General features: G+C 72.4%; 12 protein-coding genes and 1 pseudogene. 8 read left to right on the top strand and 5 right to left on the bottom strand.

The features are described 5' to 3' along the window. Positions 1-35: 35 nt before the first annotated feature. From ACFVTC_RS06995 to ACFVTC_RS07010, 4 genes and pseudogenes are all read left to right on the top strand, one after another. On the top strand, positions 36-1,505 hold the full coding sequence (locus ACFVTC_RS06995; RefSeq protein WP_390124763.1) for an FAD-dependent monooxygenase: 1,470 nt from the start codon (positions 36-38) through the stop codon (positions 1,503-1,505). Between the two features lie 123 nt (positions 1,506-1,628). Beyond that, positions 1,629-2,177: pseudogene (locus tag ACFVTC_RS07000) on the top strand (pentapeptide repeat-containing protein); the annotation flags it as partial. Beyond that, positions 2,092-3,219 (top strand): sigma-70 family RNA polymerase sigma factor, encoded by a 1,128-nt coding sequence (locus ACFVTC_RS07005; RefSeq protein WP_390125476.1) that lies wholly within the window; start codon positions 2,092-2,094, stop codon positions 3,217-3,219. The pseudogene ACFVTC_RS07000 and the gene ACFVTC_RS07005, both read left to right, overlap by 86 nt. A 232-nt stretch (positions 3,220-3,451) precedes the next feature. Further along, a complete protein-coding gene (locus tag ACFVTC_RS07010; protein ID WP_390124765.1) occupies positions 3,452-4,228 on the top strand; it encodes an SDR family NAD(P)-dependent oxidoreductase in 777 nt (258 codons plus the stop codon). Here the strand turns inward: ACFVTC_RS07010 and ACFVTC_RS07015 are convergent. Both ACFVTC_RS07015 and ACFVTC_RS07020 read right to left on the bottom strand, forming a co-directional pair. Continuing rightward, positions 4,203-5,456, bottom strand: coding sequence for a hypothetical protein (locus tag ACFVTC_RS07015; RefSeq protein ID WP_390124767.1), 1,254 nt, complete (start codon positions 5,454-5,456; stop codon positions 4,203-4,205). The genes ACFVTC_RS07010 and ACFVTC_RS07015 overlap by 26 nt on opposite strands. Beyond that, a complete protein-coding gene (locus ACFVTC_RS07020) occupies positions 5,453-6,778 on the bottom strand; it encodes a HesA/MoeB/ThiF family protein (RefSeq protein WP_390125478.1) in 1,326 nt (441 codons plus the stop codon). Before ACFVTC_RS07020 ends, ACFVTC_RS07015 begins: the two co-directional genes overlap by 4 nt. Positions 6,779-7,186: 408 nt before the next feature. On the opposite strand from ACFVTC_RS07020, the gene ACFVTC_RS07025 reads away from it, so the two are divergent. After that, on the top strand, positions 7,187-8,455 hold the full coding sequence (locus ACFVTC_RS07025; RefSeq protein ID WP_390124769.1) for a M14 family zinc carboxypeptidase: 1,269 nt from the start codon (positions 7,187-7,189) through the stop codon (positions 8,453-8,455). A gap of 105 nt (positions 8,456-8,560) precedes the next feature. Here ACFVTC_RS07025 and pepN read toward each other — a convergent pair whose 3' ends face one another. Beyond that, a complete protein-coding gene (gene pepN / locus ACFVTC_RS07030) occupies positions 8,561-11,131 on the bottom strand; it encodes an aminopeptidase N (RefSeq protein WP_390124771.1) in 2,571 nt (856 codons plus the stop codon). A gap of 113 nt (positions 11,132-11,244) precedes the next feature. Between pepN and ACFVTC_RS07035 the strand changes: the two genes are divergently transcribed. Next, positions 11,245-11,727, top strand: a complete 483-nt coding sequence (locus ACFVTC_RS07035) for a DUF1203 domain-containing protein (RefSeq protein WP_390124773.1) — start codon at positions 11,245-11,247, stop codon at positions 11,725-11,727. A 106-nt stretch (positions 11,728-11,833) separates the two neighbouring features. On the opposite strand, the gene ACFVTC_RS07040 is transcribed toward ACFVTC_RS07035, so the two are convergent. Beyond that, positions 11,834-12,850, bottom strand: a complete 1,017-nt coding sequence (locus ACFVTC_RS07040) for an aspartate-semialdehyde dehydrogenase (RefSeq protein ID WP_168528134.1) — start codon at positions 12,848-12,850, stop codon at positions 11,834-11,836. A 302-nt stretch (positions 12,851-13,152) separates the two neighbouring features. Between ACFVTC_RS07040 and ACFVTC_RS07045 the strand changes: the two genes are divergently transcribed. Next, on the top strand, positions 13,153-13,674 hold the full coding sequence (locus ACFVTC_RS07045; protein WP_390124775.1) for an RNA polymerase sigma factor: 522 nt from the start codon (positions 13,153-13,155) through the stop codon (positions 13,672-13,674). A 1-nt stretch (position 13,675) separates the two neighbouring features. Beyond that, positions 13,676-14,425: a hypothetical protein gene (locus ACFVTC_RS07050; RefSeq protein ID WP_390124777.1), complete on the top strand. Its 750-nt coding sequence runs from the start codon at positions 13,676-13,678 to the stop codon at positions 14,423-14,425. Positions 14,426-14,514: 89 nt separating this feature from the next. On the opposite strand, the gene ACFVTC_RS07055 is transcribed toward ACFVTC_RS07050, so the two are convergent. Further along, entirely contained in the window at positions 14,515-17,826 is a 3,312-nt protein-coding gene (locus ACFVTC_RS07055; protein ID WP_390124779.1) for a S8 family serine peptidase, read from the bottom strand. Positions 17,827-17,858 lie beyond the last annotated feature (32 nt).

Here is a 17,858-nt window from a genome sequence, read left to right on the forward strand (position 1 = left end):
TGTTGGCCCATGATTGTTGGCATCAGGAGGCCGCCATGAACGGCAAGACCCGCACCGCCGCCGCTGCCCGGACCGTGATCATCGTCGGCGCCGGTCCCACCGGCTTGCTGCTGGCCGCCGACCTGGCCACCGCCGGCGTCCCCGTGACCCTTGTCGAGAAGCGCCCGCACGGGATCAGCAACCTCTCCCGCGCCTTCGTCCTGCACGCCCGCACCCTGGAGCAGCTCGACGCCCGCGGTCTCGCCGACGAACTGGAGGCCCAGGGCCGGTCCCTCGACCGCATCCGGCTCTTCGACCGGCTCACCGTCGAACTCGACACGCTCCCCTCCCGCTTCAACCACCTGCTGGTGATCCCGCAGTACGAGGTGGAGAAGGCGCTTGAGCGGCGGGCGGCCGAGGCCGGGGTGCGGTTCGTGTACGAGACCGAGGTGACCGGGCTGCGCCAGGACGCGGACGGCGTGACGCTCGACGTCCGGCACCCGGACGGGGAGCCCGGGGAGCTGCGCGGCGCGTACGTCGTCGGCACGGACGGGATGCGCAGCGCGGTGCGCGAGGCGGTCGGACTGCCGTTCCCCGGCAAGTCGGTCATCCGGTCCGTCGTCCTCGCGGACGTCCGGCTGGCCGAGGAACCCGAGTCGGTGCTGACCGCCAACGCCGTCGGCGACGCCTTCGCCTTCATCGCGCCCTTCGGCGACGGCTACCACCGGGTGATCGGCTGGCACCGCGGCCGGAACGTCCCCGACAGTGAGCCGCTCGGACTCGACGAGGTCAGGGAGATCACCCGGCTCTCCCTGGGCCGCGACTACGGCATGCACGACGCCCGCTGGATGTCGCGCTTCCACAGTGACGAGCGCCAGGCACCCGCGTACCGCGTCGGCCGGGTCCTCCTCGCCGGTGACGCCGCCCACGTCCACACCCCGGCCGGCGGTCAGGGCATGAACACCGGCCTCCAGGACGCGGCGAACCTCGGCTGGAAGCTGGCCCTGGTCGTCAACGGTCACGCGGCGCCCGCCCTGCTGGACACCTACCAGGCCGAGCGCCACCCCGTCGGCAGGTCGGTGCTGCGCAGCAGCGGCGGGATCGTACGGCTCGCGATGGCCAAGCGCCCGTGGACGCTGGCGCTGCGCGCCGCGCTCACCACGGTCCTCAACGGCGTCGGCCCGGCCGGCCGGAAGGCGGCCGGCCAGATCACCGGCATCGGCTACGCCTACCGGGCGCCACGCGGCTCGCACGCCCTCGTCGGCACCCGTGTCCCCGATGTCGCCCTGCGCGGCGGACGTCTCTACGAGGCCCTGCGGGGCGGCAGGTTCGTCCTCGTGAGGCCGGGATCGGCCCCTCGGGCGTACGAGGCCGGCGACCGCGAGGACCGGCTCGTGGTGGAGAGCTGGGCGGGCGACCGGCGGACGACGCTGCTCGTGCGGCCCGACGGATACGTGGCGTGGGCCGCCGAGGCCCCCGACGAGGCGGCGGTCGAGGCGGCGGTGACGGCCGCGGTGGGCGACTGACGGTGGGCGACCGAGGGTGTCGTCCGGGCCGTGCCGATCGCCTTCGCGAGGCCGGGCCTCGGCGATAGCGTCACGTCGGTCCCGCGTGACGTGTCCCTTGGAGGTTCCCGTGACCGATGCCGTGTGCCGCAGTTGCGCAAAGCCCCTGGCCGGGCGGGCCGGGCGGACGGGGCGGAGCTCGGTGTACTGCTCCGCCGCCTGCCGGCAGAAGGCGTACCGGGAGCGGCGCGCGGCGCCGGCCGACACCGCGCGCGGGCTGATCGAGGAGGTCGGGCGGCAGGTCGAGGCGCTGGTTCCGCAGCCGCCGTCCGTCTTCTACTCCGGCGTGACCGACCTGGCCTCCTCGGTCGGACGGCTGCGCCGCATCGCCCGGGTCGCCCGGGACACCGCGAACGACGATTCCGTCACGCGGGCCGACGTGACGAAAGAGCCGGGCGCGCCGGCCCCCGGCGACGAACCCATCACGGCGGACCACGACGCGCCGCAGGCCACCGCTCCGCGGACTCCCCCGGACCAGGACTCCGCTACCCGCGATCCCGTCACGCGGACTCCCGCCGGGCGGACCTCCACCGGGCGGACCTCCGTCATGCGGACTCCCGCCGGGCAGCAAGCCGTCACGCGGCCTTCCGTCACGCGGCCTTCCGTCACGCGGCCTTCCGTCACGCGGCCTTCCGTCACGCGGCCTTCCGTCACGCGGCCTTCCGTGACGCAAGGCTCCGGCCCGCACGCCGCCCTCGGGGAGAGCGACTTCGCCGCGCTCGTCGAGCCGTACCGCCGCGAGCTGCGCGTGCACTGCTACCGGATGGCGGGCTCTTACGACGACGCGGAGGACCTCGTCCAGGAGACGTTCCTGCGGGCCTGGCGGGCCCGGGACGGCTTCGCGGGGCGGGCGAGCGTACGGACTTGGTTGTACCGGATCGCCACGAACACCTGCCTGGACTTCCAGCGGCGCACCGCCCGGCGTCCCCAGCGGTACGAGCCGCTGCCCGGTATGAACCACGGCAGCGCCGAACCCCCGGCCCGCATCACCTGGCTCCAGCCGTACCCCGACGAGGACCTGCCGTCCGCCGACGACCAGCCGGACGCCCTCGCGGTCTCCCGGGAGACCATGGAGCTCGTCTTCCTCGCCGCCATCCAGCACTTGCCGCCCCGCCAGCGTGCCGTCCTGGTCCTGCGCGACGTGCTCGGACTCTCCGCGGCCGAGACCGCTCAGGCGCTGGAGATGACGGTGGCCTCGGTCAACAGCGCCCTGCAACGCGCCCGGCCCACCCTGCGCGACCGTCTGCCCCGCCGCCGTACCGAATGGACCGCGGAGGCCGGCGCCCGGGAACGGGAGGTCCTCGGGCGTTACATGGCAGCCGCCGAAAGCCTCGACCTCGCCGCGTTCACCGACCTGCTCAGCGAGGACATCAGGCTCACCATGCCGCCGAACCCCTACTGGTTCGTCGGCCGCGCCGCGCTCACCGAGTTCCTCGGGATCAGCCTCGACCCCGCGTCCCCGCTGTTCCTCGGCCACTGGCGCCACCTTCCGGCGCGGGCCAACGGGCAGCTCGCGGCGGGGGGTTACGTACGACGCCCCGGTACGACCGTGTATCGCGCCCAGGTCCTCGACGTACTGCGCATCGAGGGCGACCGCATCGTGGAGATCACCTCCTTCGAGCCGCACCTCTTCCCGGCGTTCGGACTGCCCCTGCGGCTCCCGGCCGACCGCTGAACGACGGTCGATCAGCGACGGTCGATGAGCGACGGTCGATGAGCGGAGACCGATGAGGGGAGTCCGATGAGAGGAGACCGATGAGTGGAGTCCCATGAGCGGAGACCGCTGAGCGACGGCCGGCGGGTGGCGACCGATGAGTGCGGGCGGGCGCGTACGTCTGCATGACCGACACGTTCGACGGACCCGTACGACGCACTCGTACGGCCGTACACCTTCAGGAGGGATCACCATGCTGCTCACCGACAAGACCGCGATCATCTACGGCGCCGCCGGTTCCATCGGCGGCGCCGTCGCGCGCACCTTCGCCCAGGAGGGTGCCCGTGTGCACCTGGTGGGGCGTACGGGCGAGACGCTGGACGCGGTGGCGAAGGACATCGTGGCGGCGGGCGGGCACGCCGAGACCGCGGTGCTAGACGCGCTGGACGAGGCGGCGGTCGAGGCACACATCGCCTCGCTGGACGCCGTCGACATCTCGTTCAACCTGGTCACGCGGGGCGACGTGCAGGGAGTTCCGCTGGTCGACCTGCCGGTCGAGGACTTCGTACGGCCTGTCGAGACCGGCATCCGCGCCACCTTCACGACCGCCCGAGCGGCCGCCCGGCGCATGGCCGAGGCGGGCTCGGGCGTGGTGCTCACGCTCAACAGCGGCTCCGCGCACGGCAGTCCGATGATGGGCGGCACGGGCCCTGCCGACGCGGCGATCGACACGCTGGTGCGGAACCTGGCGACGGAGCTGGGACCGCGCGGACTGCGGGTCGTGGGCCTGTGGGCAGCCGGGGTGCCCGAGACGCTGACCCGGGAGAAGCTCGCCGCGGTCGACAGCCGTATGGACCTCGACGAGACGGCCCTTCGGGGACTGCTCGCGAACCTCGCCGGGATGCGGATGACCCGCCGCAATCCCACCCTCGCGGAGATCGCCGCCACCGCCGCGTTCCTCGCCTCCGACCGGGCGGGCGGCATCACCGGCACGTTCGTCAACGTCACCGGCGGGATGGTTCCGCACTGACTCCGCGCCCCCGCCACCAGGTGCGCGCCCACAGCAGGTGGACCCCGCCGAGCGCGACCACGACCGCCGCGGAGTCCAGGCGCTGCGCGGTGGAGTGCCCGGGGCCCAGCCGGGTCACCGCGCGGGCGAACAGGATGACGTCCGCGGGCAGGGTGACGGTCGCGAGGAACGCGAGACACAGTGTGGTGCCCACGACGAGCACGGCGCTGTACACCCGCACGGCCCGCCGTTCGTGGACGGGCAGGTCGAGGCTGGGGTCCGGGGCGGGCGCGCGCCGCAGCACGTGCCGCAGCACACGCCGGGCCGCGTACTTGGAGAACGCCACCCCGTCCCCGTACAGGTCGCGGCAGCGCGTCAGGTCCTGGAGCACGAAGTACAGGTCCGTACGCATGAAGACCATGAGCTGGAAGGGCAGCGGGAGCAGGGCGAGCAGCGCGACGGCGGCGAGGACCCCGCGGGCGGTGCCGTCCGTGGTGCCCGCCGCGAGGGCGGCCAGCGAGGCGACGGACAGGTTGGTGGCGATGCCGGCCAGGTAGGCGGTCAGTCGGTGGCGGCGCGGGGCGATCTCGATGCCGCTGATGTCCGTCTGCATGACCAGGAACTGGAGCCGCGTGCCGAGCCGCATCCGGCCGGGCACGCCGGTCGCGCGGGCGGCCACCAGGTGGGCGCACTCGTGGAGCAGCAGCAGGGTCCAGCCCACGCCCGCGCCGAGCGCGATCACCGCGCTGCCGTGCGGGCTCCACAGGAGGGTGCGGTAGCCGAGCGGAACGGGCGGCCGGGTGAGGAGGGCGACCGCGATCAGCAGTCCGACCAGGACGGGGACGACGGGGCTCAGCACCCAGCGCACGTGCCGGGGGCGGATCCGGGCGAACGTCGGCTTCGGCGGAGGCGGCGACTCGGTCGGCCGTCCGTCCACCTCGGCCACGAACCCGAGGTCCACCAGCGCCTCGACGAAATCGGGTACGTCGATGTCGTCGCCGGTCGTCTCCCGCAGCCGCCGTCCGACCTCGGCGGCGCCCAACCCCTGCCCGAGCAGGTCCAGCGCCTGCTTGCCGACCTCGGGCAGCGCGACGAACCGGCCGGTCGCGAGCCGCCCGACGATCCATTCGTCCCCGTCGGGGCGCGAGTCGAGCCGGTGGAGGCGTACGTGGGGGGTGGGGCCCGGGGACGCCGGGGGCCGGCCGGTGGGGCCGACGCACCCGTGACGCCCCCCGGCGGACCGGGTCACCGCTGTCCTCCGGCCCGCTCCCCGGCTTGCTTCCCGGCCCGCCGTTCGGTCCCGCCTCCGGCCCGTTCTCCGGGTGATCCCTCGGGCGATCCCCCGGTCTGTGCCCCGGCGGGTTCTCCGGCGGGTTCTCCGGCGGGTTCTCCGGTGGGCCGGTCGCCGCAGGCCGGGCAGTCGGGCCGCCGCGGGGATCTCTCCAGCACCGGATCCCCCGGCAGCATCAGGTTCATCCCGAACCGGAAACCCGGGTCGAGCGCGGGCACGCCGGTGAGCAGGGCCAGGGCCGCGTGGGCGAGCAGCCCGCCGGAGAGACCGGCGGTGACCGCGCTCGCGGGGTTCCACGGCAGATGCGGGGAGGCGGCCTCCTCGTCCTGGCCCGGCGCCAGGCGCAGATCGCGGCGGGCGACCTCCGTGGCCCGCAGACACTCCCAGCAGGCTCCCCGGCCGGGCACGTGCACCCCGGCCGTCACCAGGGGACCCCGGTATCCGGCGTCGACCCATGGCAGGCCCGCGGCCAGACAGACACGGTTCGCCCAGCGCCGGATGTCGTCCGGGCGGTCGGCGGCGAGAACGAGCAGGCCGTACGGCTCGGACGCGCGCGCGGCCGTGGGCGGACGCGGGGCCCCGGGCGGATCCGGGACCGGGACCGGACGCGGGACCTCGGGCGCCCCGGACCGCACCAGCTCCGCCAGATCCTCCGGCCCCCGCACCTCCCGCCGCTCCCCGGTCACCGTCACGTCCGAGTTCAGGGCCCGCAGCGTGCCGAGCGCGGCCTCCACCTTGGGACGGCCGAGGTCGGACTCGCGGAACAGGGGCTGGCGGTTGAGGTTCGACAGTTCGACCACGTCCGGGTCCACGCAGTGCAGGTGGCCGACTCCGGAGGCGACCAGACTCTGCGCGGCATGACCTCCCGTGCCGCCGACGCCGATGAGCAGCACCCGGGCGCTGCCCAGCCGGAGCTGGGCGTCCCACGGGTTCGCCCGGGGACCGAGATCCATCCAGCGCAGCAGCGGCACGCCCCGGCTGTAGCGGACGCGCTCCCGCCCGGACACCGGCACGGGCGCTCCGGCGTCCTCCACGAACCCGGCGTCGAGCAGATCCGCCATCGCCTGACGGGTGTCCTCGTCGGTGAGGCCGGGGAGTGCGGGATGCGCCCGCAGCACCGCGTCGACGACCTCGGCCGGCCCCCGCGTTCCGTCCATCGCCCCGACCAGCGTCCAGACCCAGCCCTCCGGGTCCGCGATCTCCGCGCCGATGCCGTGGATGACGCTGCCGATACGGACGTTGCCGTCGATCGTGCGGTAGGCCCGGTGCTCGGGTTTGATCCGGGGCCGGCGGAGCGTCTCGACCGTGACCGTCACCAGGACCCCTTCCCGTTACAGGTACATGCCTTGACACTCTGGTGCCCCGAGTCGAGCCTTGACAAGACGCGGTCGGCGATCGCGCCGCGATACGCAACATCCTTGCGAGGGGGAGGAGTTGGCGTGCCCACCAAGATCGTGATCCGTCCTTTGGACAAGAAGGAGACCACGGGTGACAGCAGCGGGGGCAACGGCGGCTGACCAGCCCGTCGTACCCGCTCGACGGCCCGGCTCGGGCCGGGTTCCGCTGTCGCGCACAGTCGGTTGTGAAGGAGAGGGGACCACATGGCTGCCAGGATCGTGATCCGTCCGCTGGACAAGAAGGAGACCACCGGGGCCAGCAACGCGAACGGCACCTGACCGGATCCCGGCATGCGGGGAACCCCGTATCCCACCCTGGACGAGCTGCTGCGAGGCGCTCGTGCGACGGTGGCCGCGCGGCCCGACGACTTGCGTCTGCGCGACATCGGGACCTCGCGTGCCGGCCGGCCGCTGTGGCTGCTGTCGGCCGGACACGGCCCGCGCCAGGTGCTCACGGTCGCCGGCGCGCACGCCAACGAGCCTGCGGGCGGGGCCACTTCACTCCGGTTCGCCCGGCGGCTCGCCCGTGATCCGAGTCTGCTGGGCGGCGGCGACGGAGGGCTGGACTGCACTTGGCACTTCCTGCTCTGCCTCGATCCCGACGGCGCGAGTCTCGCCGAGGGCTGGATGACCGCGGGTTCCTCCGGTGCCCCGAACCCCGCCGCACCGCCCCTCATCGGGAGCTACTACCGGCGTTTCTACCGTCCCGCCTTCGCCGCCCAGCCCGAGTTCCCGCCCGTCGCGGGGGATCAGCGCGCGCCGATGCCGGAGTCCGAGGCGTTGCTGGGGCTCATCGACGAACTGCGCCCGGTCGTGCAGTTCTCGTTGCACGGCGTAGAAGTAGGAGGAACCTTCCTGCAACTGACCCGCGTGGTGCCCGGGGTGCCGGCCGCCTACCGCCGGATCGCGGCGGACCTGGGCGTTCCCCTGGAACACCGGCCCTTCGACGGCATGGGGTGGCTCGTCGAGGGACCGGGCGTGCTCGTCCTGCCGGACGGCAGCCCGGCGGAGGAACGGGACCCCTCGGGCTTCGTCTCGCGGGCCACCTGGCTGCACGCGATGCGCCACGGCACCGTCTCGGCCGTGGTCGAGGCGCCCTTCTGGAGCGTGGCGGGCGTCGGCGATCCACGGCCGGTGGCCGAACCGCGCCGGGAACTCGCCGACGTCAGCGAGATCCTGCTCGGGAGAGTCAAGCAACTGGAGTCCGTGGTGGGTGAACTGGATCCGCGTCCGCCCGGAACACCCGACGAGCTGGCCCACTTCACGGCGGCCCGCGAGCTCATGGACATCGGATCCGGTGTCGTGGACACCTGGAGCGCCGCCGAACTGGCCACCACCGTCGGCAACTCCGTCTCGCTCGGTATCGCGGCCCGTCGCATCCCGCTGCGCGCGGCGGCCATGATGAGCCGGGCTTTGGGCGGCGCACCGGCGCTGGACACCCTCGTGGACGGGTGGGCCCGCGAGCTGGAGCGCACGTTCGACGCCCGCTGGGTGTCCGTCGCCGACCAGACCGCGCTCCAGGCCCGCACCATGCTCGTGCTCGCCCGCGCCCTGATGTGAGGGCGCCCCGCGAACGCAGAGGCGAGGGCGCCCCACGAACGGAATGGGGCGCCCGGCACAACGCCGGGCGCCCTCAGACCGTACCTGCGTACGACGTACGACCGGCTACGAGGCCGCCGCGTCCGCCGCCTGCGCCTTCAGCGCGCGCTCGATCCCGGCGCGGGACTCCGAGATCAGGCGCCGCAGGGCCGCGTTGGGCTCGGCGGAGGCCAGCCACGCGTCCGTCTTGGCGAGGGTCTCCTCGGAGACCTGGATCGACGGGTACAGGCCGATCGCGATCTGCTGGGCGATCTCGTGCGAACGGGCGTCCCAGATGTCCTTCACCACGGCGAAGAACCGGTCCGCGTACGGAGCGAGCAGCTCACGCTGGTCGGTCTGCACGAAGCCGCCGATCACCGCCTCCTGCACGGCGTTCGGGAGCTTGTCGGACTCGATGACCGAGACCCAGGCATCCTCCTTCGCCTCCGCGGTGGGACGACCGGCCCGCGCGGTGGCCGCGTGCCGCTCACCGGCGGCCGTCCGGTCACGCTCGTACTCGGCCGTGATCTCCGCCTCGTCGTAGCGCCCGACCGCCGCGAGCCGCTGTACGAACGCCCAGCGCAGCTCGGTGTCGACGGCGAGACCCCCGATGGTCTCCCGGTCCTCCAGCAGACCCTCCAGGAGGTCCAGCTGCTCCGGCGTCCGGGCGGTGTCCGCGAAGGCGCGCGCCCAGGCGAGCTGGTGGTCGCCGCCGGCCTCGGCCGCGCGCAGGTGCGCGAGGGTCGCCTCGGTCCAGCGGGTCAGCAGCGCCTCGCGGGTGGCGGGGTCGGCGTACATCTCGATCGCCAGCTTGAGCTGCCGCTGCAGCGACTGCACGACACCGATGTCGGACTCCTTGCCGATGCCGGACAGCACCAGGGAAAGGTAGTCGCGGGTGGCGAGCTCCCCGTCGCGGGTCATGTCCCAGGCGGAGGCCCAGCACAGCGCGCGCGGCAGCGAGGACTCGAAGTCGCCGAGGTGCTCCGTCACGAAGGCCAGCGAGTCCTCGTCGAGGCGGACCTTGGCGTACGACAGGTCGTCGTCGTTGAGCAGGAAGACGGCCGGACGGCGCTTGCCGGTCAGCTCGGGTACGGCGGTCAGCTCACCGTCGACGTCGAGCTCGATCCGCTCGTCGCGCACCAGCTTGCCGCTCGCGTCGAGGTTGTAGAGGCCGACCGCGATGCGGTGGGGGCGGAGCGTCGGCTCGCCCTTGGCGCCCGCCGGGAGCGCCGGGGCCTCCTGGCGGATCGCGAAGGAGGTGATGACCCCGTCCGCGTCCGTCTCGACCTCCGGGCGCAGGACGTTGATGCCGGCGGTCCGCAGCCACTTCTCCGACCAGTTCTTCAGGTCGCGCCCGGAGGTCTCCTCCAGCGCGCCCAGCAGGTCGGACAGACGCGTGTTGCCGTACGCGTGCCGCTTGAAGTACGCCTGCACGCCCCGGAAGAACTCGTCCATGCCGACGTACGCGACGAGCTGCTTCAGCACGCTCGCCCCCTTCGCGTACGTGATCCCGTCGAAGTTGACGAGCACGTCGTCCAGGTCGCGGATCTCCGCCATGATCGGGTGGGTGGAGGGCAGCTGGTCCTGCCGGTACGCCCACGTCTTCATGGAGTTGGCGAAGGTGGTCCAGGAGTGCGGCCAGCGGCTGTCCGGCGCGTAGGCCTGGCAGGCGATGGAGGTGTAGGTGGCGAACGACTCGTTCAGCCACAGGTCGTTCCACCACTCCATGGTCACGAGGTCGCCGAACCACATGTGGGCCAGCTCGTGCAGGATCGTCTCGGCGCGCACCTCGTACGCGGCGTCGGTGACCTTCGACCGGAACACGTACTGGTCCCGGATCGTCACCGCGCCCGCGTTCTCCATCGCGCCCGCGTTGAACTCCGGCACGAAGAGCTGGTCGTACTTCTTGAACGGGTACGCGAAGTCGAACTTCTCCTGGAACCACTCGAAGCCCTGCCGGGTGACCTCGAAGATCGCGTCCGAGTCGAGGAACTCGGCGAGCGAGGGACGACAGTAGATGCCGAGCGGCACGCTCTGTCCGTCCTTCTCGTACACACTGTGCACCGAGTGGTACGGGCCGACGATCAGCGCGGTGATGTACGTGGAGATCCGCGGCGTGGGTTCGAAGGCCCAGGTGTCGTCCTTGGGCTCGGGCGACGGCGAGTTGGAAATGACGGTCCAGCCGGACGGCGCCTTCACGGTGAACCGGAAGGTGGCCTTCAGGTCGGGCTGCTCGAAGGACGCGAAGACGCGCCGGGCGTCCGGGACCTCGAACTGGGTGTACAGGTAGGCCTGCTGGTCGACCGGGTCGACGAACCGGTGAAGCCCCTCACCGGTGTTGGTGTACGCGCAGTCCGCGACGACCCGCAGGACGTTGCGTCCCTCCAGGAGGCCGGGCAGCGTGATCCGCGAGTCCTCGAAGACTTCGGCGGGGGCGAGGGCGTCCCCGTTGAGGACCACCTCGTGAACGGTCGGGGCCACCAGGTCGATGAAGGACTCCGCGCCGCTCTCGGAGACATCGAAGCGCACTGTGGTCACGGACCGGTAGGTGCCGCCCTCCTGCGCGCCCGAGAGGTCGAGATCGATCTCGTACGAGTCAACGGTGAGCAGCTTCGCGCGCTGCTGCGCCTCTTCGCGGGTCAGGTTTGTGCCAGGCACGCGGTCATCTCCTCGTTATGTGACGGTTGCGCCATCCTTCCACGGGACCAGCACGGAACGCGATGTCCGTATCCCGCCGGTGACCGGGGCTTTCGGGCGCGAGTGTGGAGCGCATGACGACCTACACCGCACGCCCCATCGAACCGGAGGTCCTGAAGGATCTCCGCACAGCTGACGACGCGGGGCGCCCGATGGTTCCCTTCACCGACGAGGAGGGCGGCGCTCCACTGCGCTGCTGTCTGCGCCGTGGTGAGCCGGGGGAGCGGATCGCCCTCGTCTCGTACGCCCCGCTGCGCCGCTGGGCCGCCGCGGCCGGCGTCGATCCGGGCGCGTACGACGAGCAGGGCCCGGTCTTCGTCCACGCGCGGGAGTGCGGTGGGCCGGCCGCGGACGTCCGGCCGTTCGAGGGCGCCCACCGCACCGTGCGGCGCTACTCCGCCGGGGGCCGCATCCTCGGGGGCCGGCTGGTGGAGGTCCCGGAGTGGTCCGCGTTCGAGGCGGCCTTCGAGGCGGCCTTCGCCGACCCGGCGGTGGAGCTGGTCCATGTACGGGCCGTCGAGTACGGCTGTTTCCTCTACGAGGTGCGCCGGGTGTGACGGGCGTGTACCGCGGGAGGGGGGCACGGCGTGACCGGGGGCGGTCAGGGCGTGCGAAGGGGCGGTCACCGTGCGGTGACCGCCCCGGGGGCGTGCGTGGTGGGCGTCAGCCCTTGAGGTCGGCCGCCACCAGCTCCGCGATCTGGACCGCGTTCAGGGCGGCGCCCTTGCGGAGGTTGTCGTTCGAGATGAACAGGGCGAGGCCGTGCTCGACCGTCTCGTCGGCGCGGATACGGCCGACGTACGACGCGTCCTGGCCCGCGGCCTCGAGCGGGGTCGGGATCTCGGAGAGGGCGACACCCGGGGCGCCGGCCAGCAGCTCGGTGGCGCGTTCCACCGAGATCGGACGCTCGAAGCGGGCGTTCACCTGCAGCGAGTGGCCGGAGAAGACCGGGACACGGACACAGGTGCCGGAGACCTTGAGGCCGGGGATCTCCAGGATCTTGCGGGACTCGTGGCGGAGCTTCTGCTCCTCGTCCGTCTCGTGCAGACCGTCGTCGACGATCGAGCCGGCGAGCGGGAGCACGTTGAAGGCGATGGGCCGCTTGTAGACCTGCGGCTCGGGGAAGTCGACCGCCCCGCCGTCGTGGGTGAGCCGGTCGGCGTCCGCGACGACCTTCAGCGCCTGGCCGTGCAGCTCGGCCACGCCCGCGAGACCGGATCCCGACACGGCCTGGTAGGTGGCGACGACGAGCGCCGCCAGCCCCGCCTCGTCGTGCAGCGGCCGCAGGACGGGCATCGCGGCCATCGTCGTGCAGTTCGGGTTCGCGATGATGCCCTTGGGGCGGTCGGCGATCGCGTGCGGGTTCACCTCGGAGACCACCAGGGGTACGTCCGGGTCCTTGCGCCAGGCGGAGGAGTTGTCGATCACGACGGCGCCCTGCGCGGCGACCTTCTCGGCCAGCGCCCTGGAGGTCGAACCGCCGGCCGAGAAGAGGACGATGTCCAGGCCGGAGTAGTCGGCCGTCGTCGCGTCCTCCACCGTCACGCCGTCCAGCACCGAGCCGGCCGAGCGGGCCGAGGCGAACAGACGCAGCTCCGTGACCGGGAAGTCCCGCTCGACCAGGATCCTGCGCATGACCGTGCCGACCTGACCGGTGGCTCCGACGATTCCGACCCTCACGGCGACTCCCTTTGCGTGCGTTCTACGTGGTCCAGCGCTTCCATCATGCGTCTGACCCGTGCCGTTGTGTCCAATCCTTTGCCCACGCCGTTCGCGGAGCGGGACGGGCCCGGCGAGCGGCCGCCGGAAGAAAACCGTCCGGCGGACCCCGGCAACCGCAAGCCGTACGGTGCTCGCGTCGCTCCGGCCACGGTCCGGTGTGACGTACGCCTCGGTGCGTCTCGGTGCGATTCGGCGGCGCGCGGCCGAACGTTTCGGCCCGCACCGGCGTCGTAGGGGAAACGCGGGAGGGGAGGGCAGCTGTGCTGCGCAGAAGGACACGCAGTGCCCAGGGGGTGGACGACCCGCTGGACGCGGCGCAGGAACGCCGGGTGCGGGCGGTGCTCGCGCTCGGCGGGGTACCGCAGGCGGACCTGTCGGACGGGGTGCAGCAGGTCCGCCTGCGGTTGCTGGAGCGCGCCGCGAAGGGGGACGAGGCACCGCGTGACGTGTCCGCGTGGACGGCGGTCGTCGCCTCGAACCTGGCGATGGACTGGCACCGGGCCAGGCACCGCCAGCAGCGGCTCGGCGAGCGGCTGGCGGGGCTCCGGCAGCTGGAGCACCCCTCGGGCGAGGATTCCAGCGTGCTCTCGCTGGCCGTGGCGCAGGGGCTGGACGACCTGCCCGACGCGCAGCGGCAGGTCCTCGTCCTGCGTTTCTACGCCGATCTCTCCGTGCGTGGGATAGCCGAGGAGCTCGGCATCCCGGAGGGCACGGTCAAGAGCAGGCTGCACTCGGCGGTCCGTGCCCTGCGCGCCCGCCTGCACGAGGACGAGGTGGTGTGACGTGGCCGGGTACGCCGAGCACGAGGACAGTGCGGCAGCGGACGCGCTGTGGGCCGCGATCACCGGTGAACCGCTGCCCGAAGGGGCCCGCGACGACCCGGAGGCGGTGGCGGAGCACCGGTCGGCGGTCGCGGACCTGGTGGTGCTGCGGGAGCAGCTGGCCGCCATCGGGGGCGCGCTGGCGGAAGCGGGGGAGGAGACGAGGCCCGTACGGGTTCCCAGGCAGCGTCCGCGCCGTCCGGCGGGGGCGCCGAGGAACCGGGGCCGCCGTCCCCTAGCCGTCGTCCTGGGCACCCTCGCCGCGGCCGTCGTCGCCTCGATGGTCGTCGGCACGGGCTGGCTGATCGCGCAGGGCGGGGGCGCGGATTCGAAGTCGTCGGCGGACAGCGGGGCGAAGGCGGCGGACAGCGCGAGCGGCGCGGCCTCGCTCAGCGCCCCCGGTTACCTCGCCTGCTCCCGGCTGCTGGCCGAGGGCGAGATCGCCGCAATCGAGCCGGTCCCGGGCACCGGGCGGGACCGGGTCACCCTCGACGTGACGCGCTCCTACAAGCCGGCGGAGGGAAAGACACGGGTCAGTTTCCTGGTGGACCGGGAGGAGGCCGCTCCACGGCGGGGTGAGCACGTACTGGTCGGCATCCGGCGGGGCGCGGTGACCCCCGACCGGTGGACGACGGGGGAGAAGGAGATCGCCCGCGACCGGGAGTGGATCCTCGGGGCGTTGCCCGCCTCCCGTTCCCTCACCTGCGAATGAGAGGGCTCGACCGGGCATGACGGGACGCGCAGGGGAAAGGGGGCGGGCGCCCGGAATTCCGGACGCCCGCCCCCTCAGGGGCGCACGCGCTACGGCGTGACCTTCTCGATCTTCACGCTGCCGAGGCCCGCGGCGGTGCCACGGGCGTTCACCAGCTGTACCTGGCCGAAGAACTCGCGTCCCTCGGGGGCCGGGGCAAGGGCGGTGACCGTGCCGGACACCGTCGCCGTGCCGCCCGTGGAGAGCTTCACCGGCGTGGACGCGTCGACGCCGACCGTGCCGAGCGCGGACGAGAAGAAGACGTCACGGTAGTCGTACGCGGTCGAGCCCGAGGGGACCGAGTAGCCCGCGACCTCGATGGTGTACGTGCCCGCGGCGGGGCTGGGGATGGAGACCGCCTCCTCCGAGTCGCCGTCCGCGGACTGGGCGACCTGCTTGCCGGTGGAGTCGTACACCGTCAGGTCGAGGTCGGCGGCGGTGTCGGAGACGTTGCCGATGGCGACGTCCAGCGAGGCGGCGCCCGCGGGCACGTCGACCGTGGTGGTCTGCGTGGCGTTCTGGGCGATGGTCGGCCGGTCCGTCTTGGAGGAGCCGAGCGGGCCTCCCCGCAGCCTGCCGTCGATCGCGGCGAACTGGTTCGTCACCTTCCAGGAGGCGGTGACGGGCGTGCCCACCTTGGCCTCGGGCACCGTCACGGTCTCCGGGTCGAAGGCCGCGCCGAGCACGGTGGCCTCCAGCTTGTACGGGTTGTCGAGCAGCGGCGACGTACGGCGCGCCTCGACCTCGACCTCCCAGACACCGGGCTGCGGGTCCGCGTACGCACGCACGTCGGGCTTGCAGCCGTTGGTGTTCGGGTAGTTGCTGTAGCAGTACGGCGTGCCGGTGTCCTCGACCGGGACACCGTACGGGTGGATGGAGATGAACCGGGTCTGGCTCAGGCCCTTCAGCCCGCCGATGGCGACCTCGAGGCTCCTGGCGCCCTCGGGCACGGTCAGGAAGTACGACCGCGTGCTGTTGCGCTGCACCGAACTCGAGTCGGAGTACGCGTACTTGAGCGGGGTCGAGACCACGACCGTGGTCAGGATCTGCCGGTCGACGCCCTCGGTCCTCGGGTCGTCGAGTTCGAGGATCGCGCTCTTGATGCCGGCCGAGGATGCCTTCGCGGAGACCTTGACGGTGACCGGCTTGTTCAGCTCGAGCTTGACCTCGTCGGAGCCGACGATCCGGAAGGTGTCACCGGCGTTGTTCTCGAAGTGCAGCTCGTGGCGGATCGCCCGGTCCGGACCGGAGGTACGGGTGACGGTGATCTCGTACGTCTTCTTCACGCCGGCCTTGAGACCGCCCTCGCGGTCGTACAGGCCGGTGCCGAAGCCGGGGGTCTTCAGCGCGTAGTCGATCGCGGTGTCGACCGGCGCCTTCACGGTGTACTCGTGGGCGGTCGCGTCGTCCTTGACGGCCTTCCACGCGTCCACGATGTTGATGAGGCCCGCGCCCTCCTCGTACGCCTGCACACCCTTGATGTGGTCGGCGGTCGAGGTGAGGGCCGTGCGGAGGTCGGCGGGCGTCAGGGCGATGCCCTTCTGCTTGGCGGCGCTCAGCAGCAGCGCGGACGCGCCCGCGGCCTGCGGGGACGCCATCGAGGTGCCCTGGAGCATCGAGTAGCCGGCCGGCAGGGGGTAACCCGCATCGGCGACCGGGGAGCCCGGCAGCCAGGTCTGGGTGGTGTTGATCGCGGCGCCGGGCGCCGTCAGCGTCGGCGTGAAGCCGCCGTCCTCACGCGGACCGCGCGAGGAGAACGGCATCATCGCGTACTTCTTCTCCACGGCCGAGCCGTAGTTGGCGGCCCAGGTCTCCTTGGAGATGGACGCGCCGACCGAGATGACCTTGTCGGCGAGGCCGGGGTCGCCGATGGTGTTGGCACCGGGGCCGGAGTTGCCCGCGGAGATCACCAGCTGGACGCCGTAGGTGTCGATGAGACGCGTGTAGAGCTCGGAGCGCGCGTTGTTGCCGTCGTTCAGCGCGGGCAGGCCGCCGATGGACATGTTGACGATGTCGACGCCGCGGTTGACGACGAGGTCGATCATGCCCTCGGTGAGCGCGATGTTGGTGCAGCCGGGGCCGAAGACGCAGGCGCGGGACGAGACGATCTTCGCGCCGGGGGCGGCGCCGTTCATCCTGCCGCCGAACAGGCCGTTGGCGGAGGTGATGCCCGCCACGTGCGTGCCGTGCTCGCTGGAGATGACGCCGATGTTGACGTAGTCGGCCTTGGAGCCGGCCGCGTCGAAGACCACGTCCTTGCGGATCTCGACGACGAACGGGATGCGCTCGACGACATCGGTCGCCGGGTTGTCCTTGCCGAAGTAGCCGACCTGGAAACCGTCCTTGTACGGCTTCATCGGAGCGTCGTCGGTGAAGTCGAGGTTGTCGTTCGCGTCGACCCGCACGGTGCCGGAGGCCGGGTCGTACAGCACGCCCCAGGCGTCGGTGGTGTCGCCGTCGCGGTTCAGGTCGCCCGCTTCGTCGCCGCCCGCGGTGGCCGACTCGTACATGTAGTTGAACTTGTAGGCGCCGGCCGGGGCCTTGAAGGTCTCGGTGCCCTGACTGGCCGTCGTGATGGGGAAGGAGGGGCCCGCGACCGCGCTGGTCATCCGCCGCCAGCTGCCGTCGCCGTCGTTGACCGGGTCGGTGGACGTGACCCAGTCGACGATCTTGCGCTCGCCGGTGGTGGTCTTCTGCAGCGCCGGGTGGCCCAGGTCCACGCCCGAGTCGAGGATGCCGATGGTGATGCCGCGGCCGTCCGCCTTCGGGTTCTTCTTCACGAAGTCGACGGCGCCCGTCTCGAAGGACGGGTTGTACGGGTTCTCGGCGGGGGTGTTCTTGTCCGGGGCGGAGCGGGTGACCGTGCCGTGGGCCTTGTCGGCGCCCTTGGCGGTGTCCGCGCTCGGCGTCGGGTCGTCCAGCGCGATGTCCTGGCGCAGGTCGATGCCGTGCACGGACGAGAGCTTGGCGGCGGCGGCGATGGCCGCGTCCGCCTTCGCGGTCGGGACGGTGGCCCGGACATAGCCGACCTTGTCGAAGGTCCGGCCGACGAGACCGCCCTGGACCGCGTCCAGTTGCCGGGCGACCTGCTCGGTCTGGCCGGGCGCGGTGGCGACCATCATCGTGATGTTCTTGGTGCCGTCGGCCTTGGCCTCGGCGAGGAGGGCCGCGTCGTCCGAACCGAGCTTGGCGCTCGCGGACTTGGTGCCCGGGTCGGGCGTGGCGGCGGGTGCGTGGTCCGCGGCGAGGGCCATGGGTATCGGTCCGGCCGCGGAGAGCGCGGCCACCAGGCCCGCGGCCACGGCTATGCGGACCACGCGTCTCGCGCCCGACAGAGGGGCGCGCTGGGGGTCGAGGGTCATCGGCATCCCTTGTAGGTAAAGGAACGAGCGTG

This window comes from Streptomyces sp. NPDC057950 (assembly GCF_042887295.1).
GTDB lineage: Bacteria > Actinomycetota > Actinomycetes > Streptomycetales > Streptomycetaceae > Streptomyces > Streptomyces kaempferi.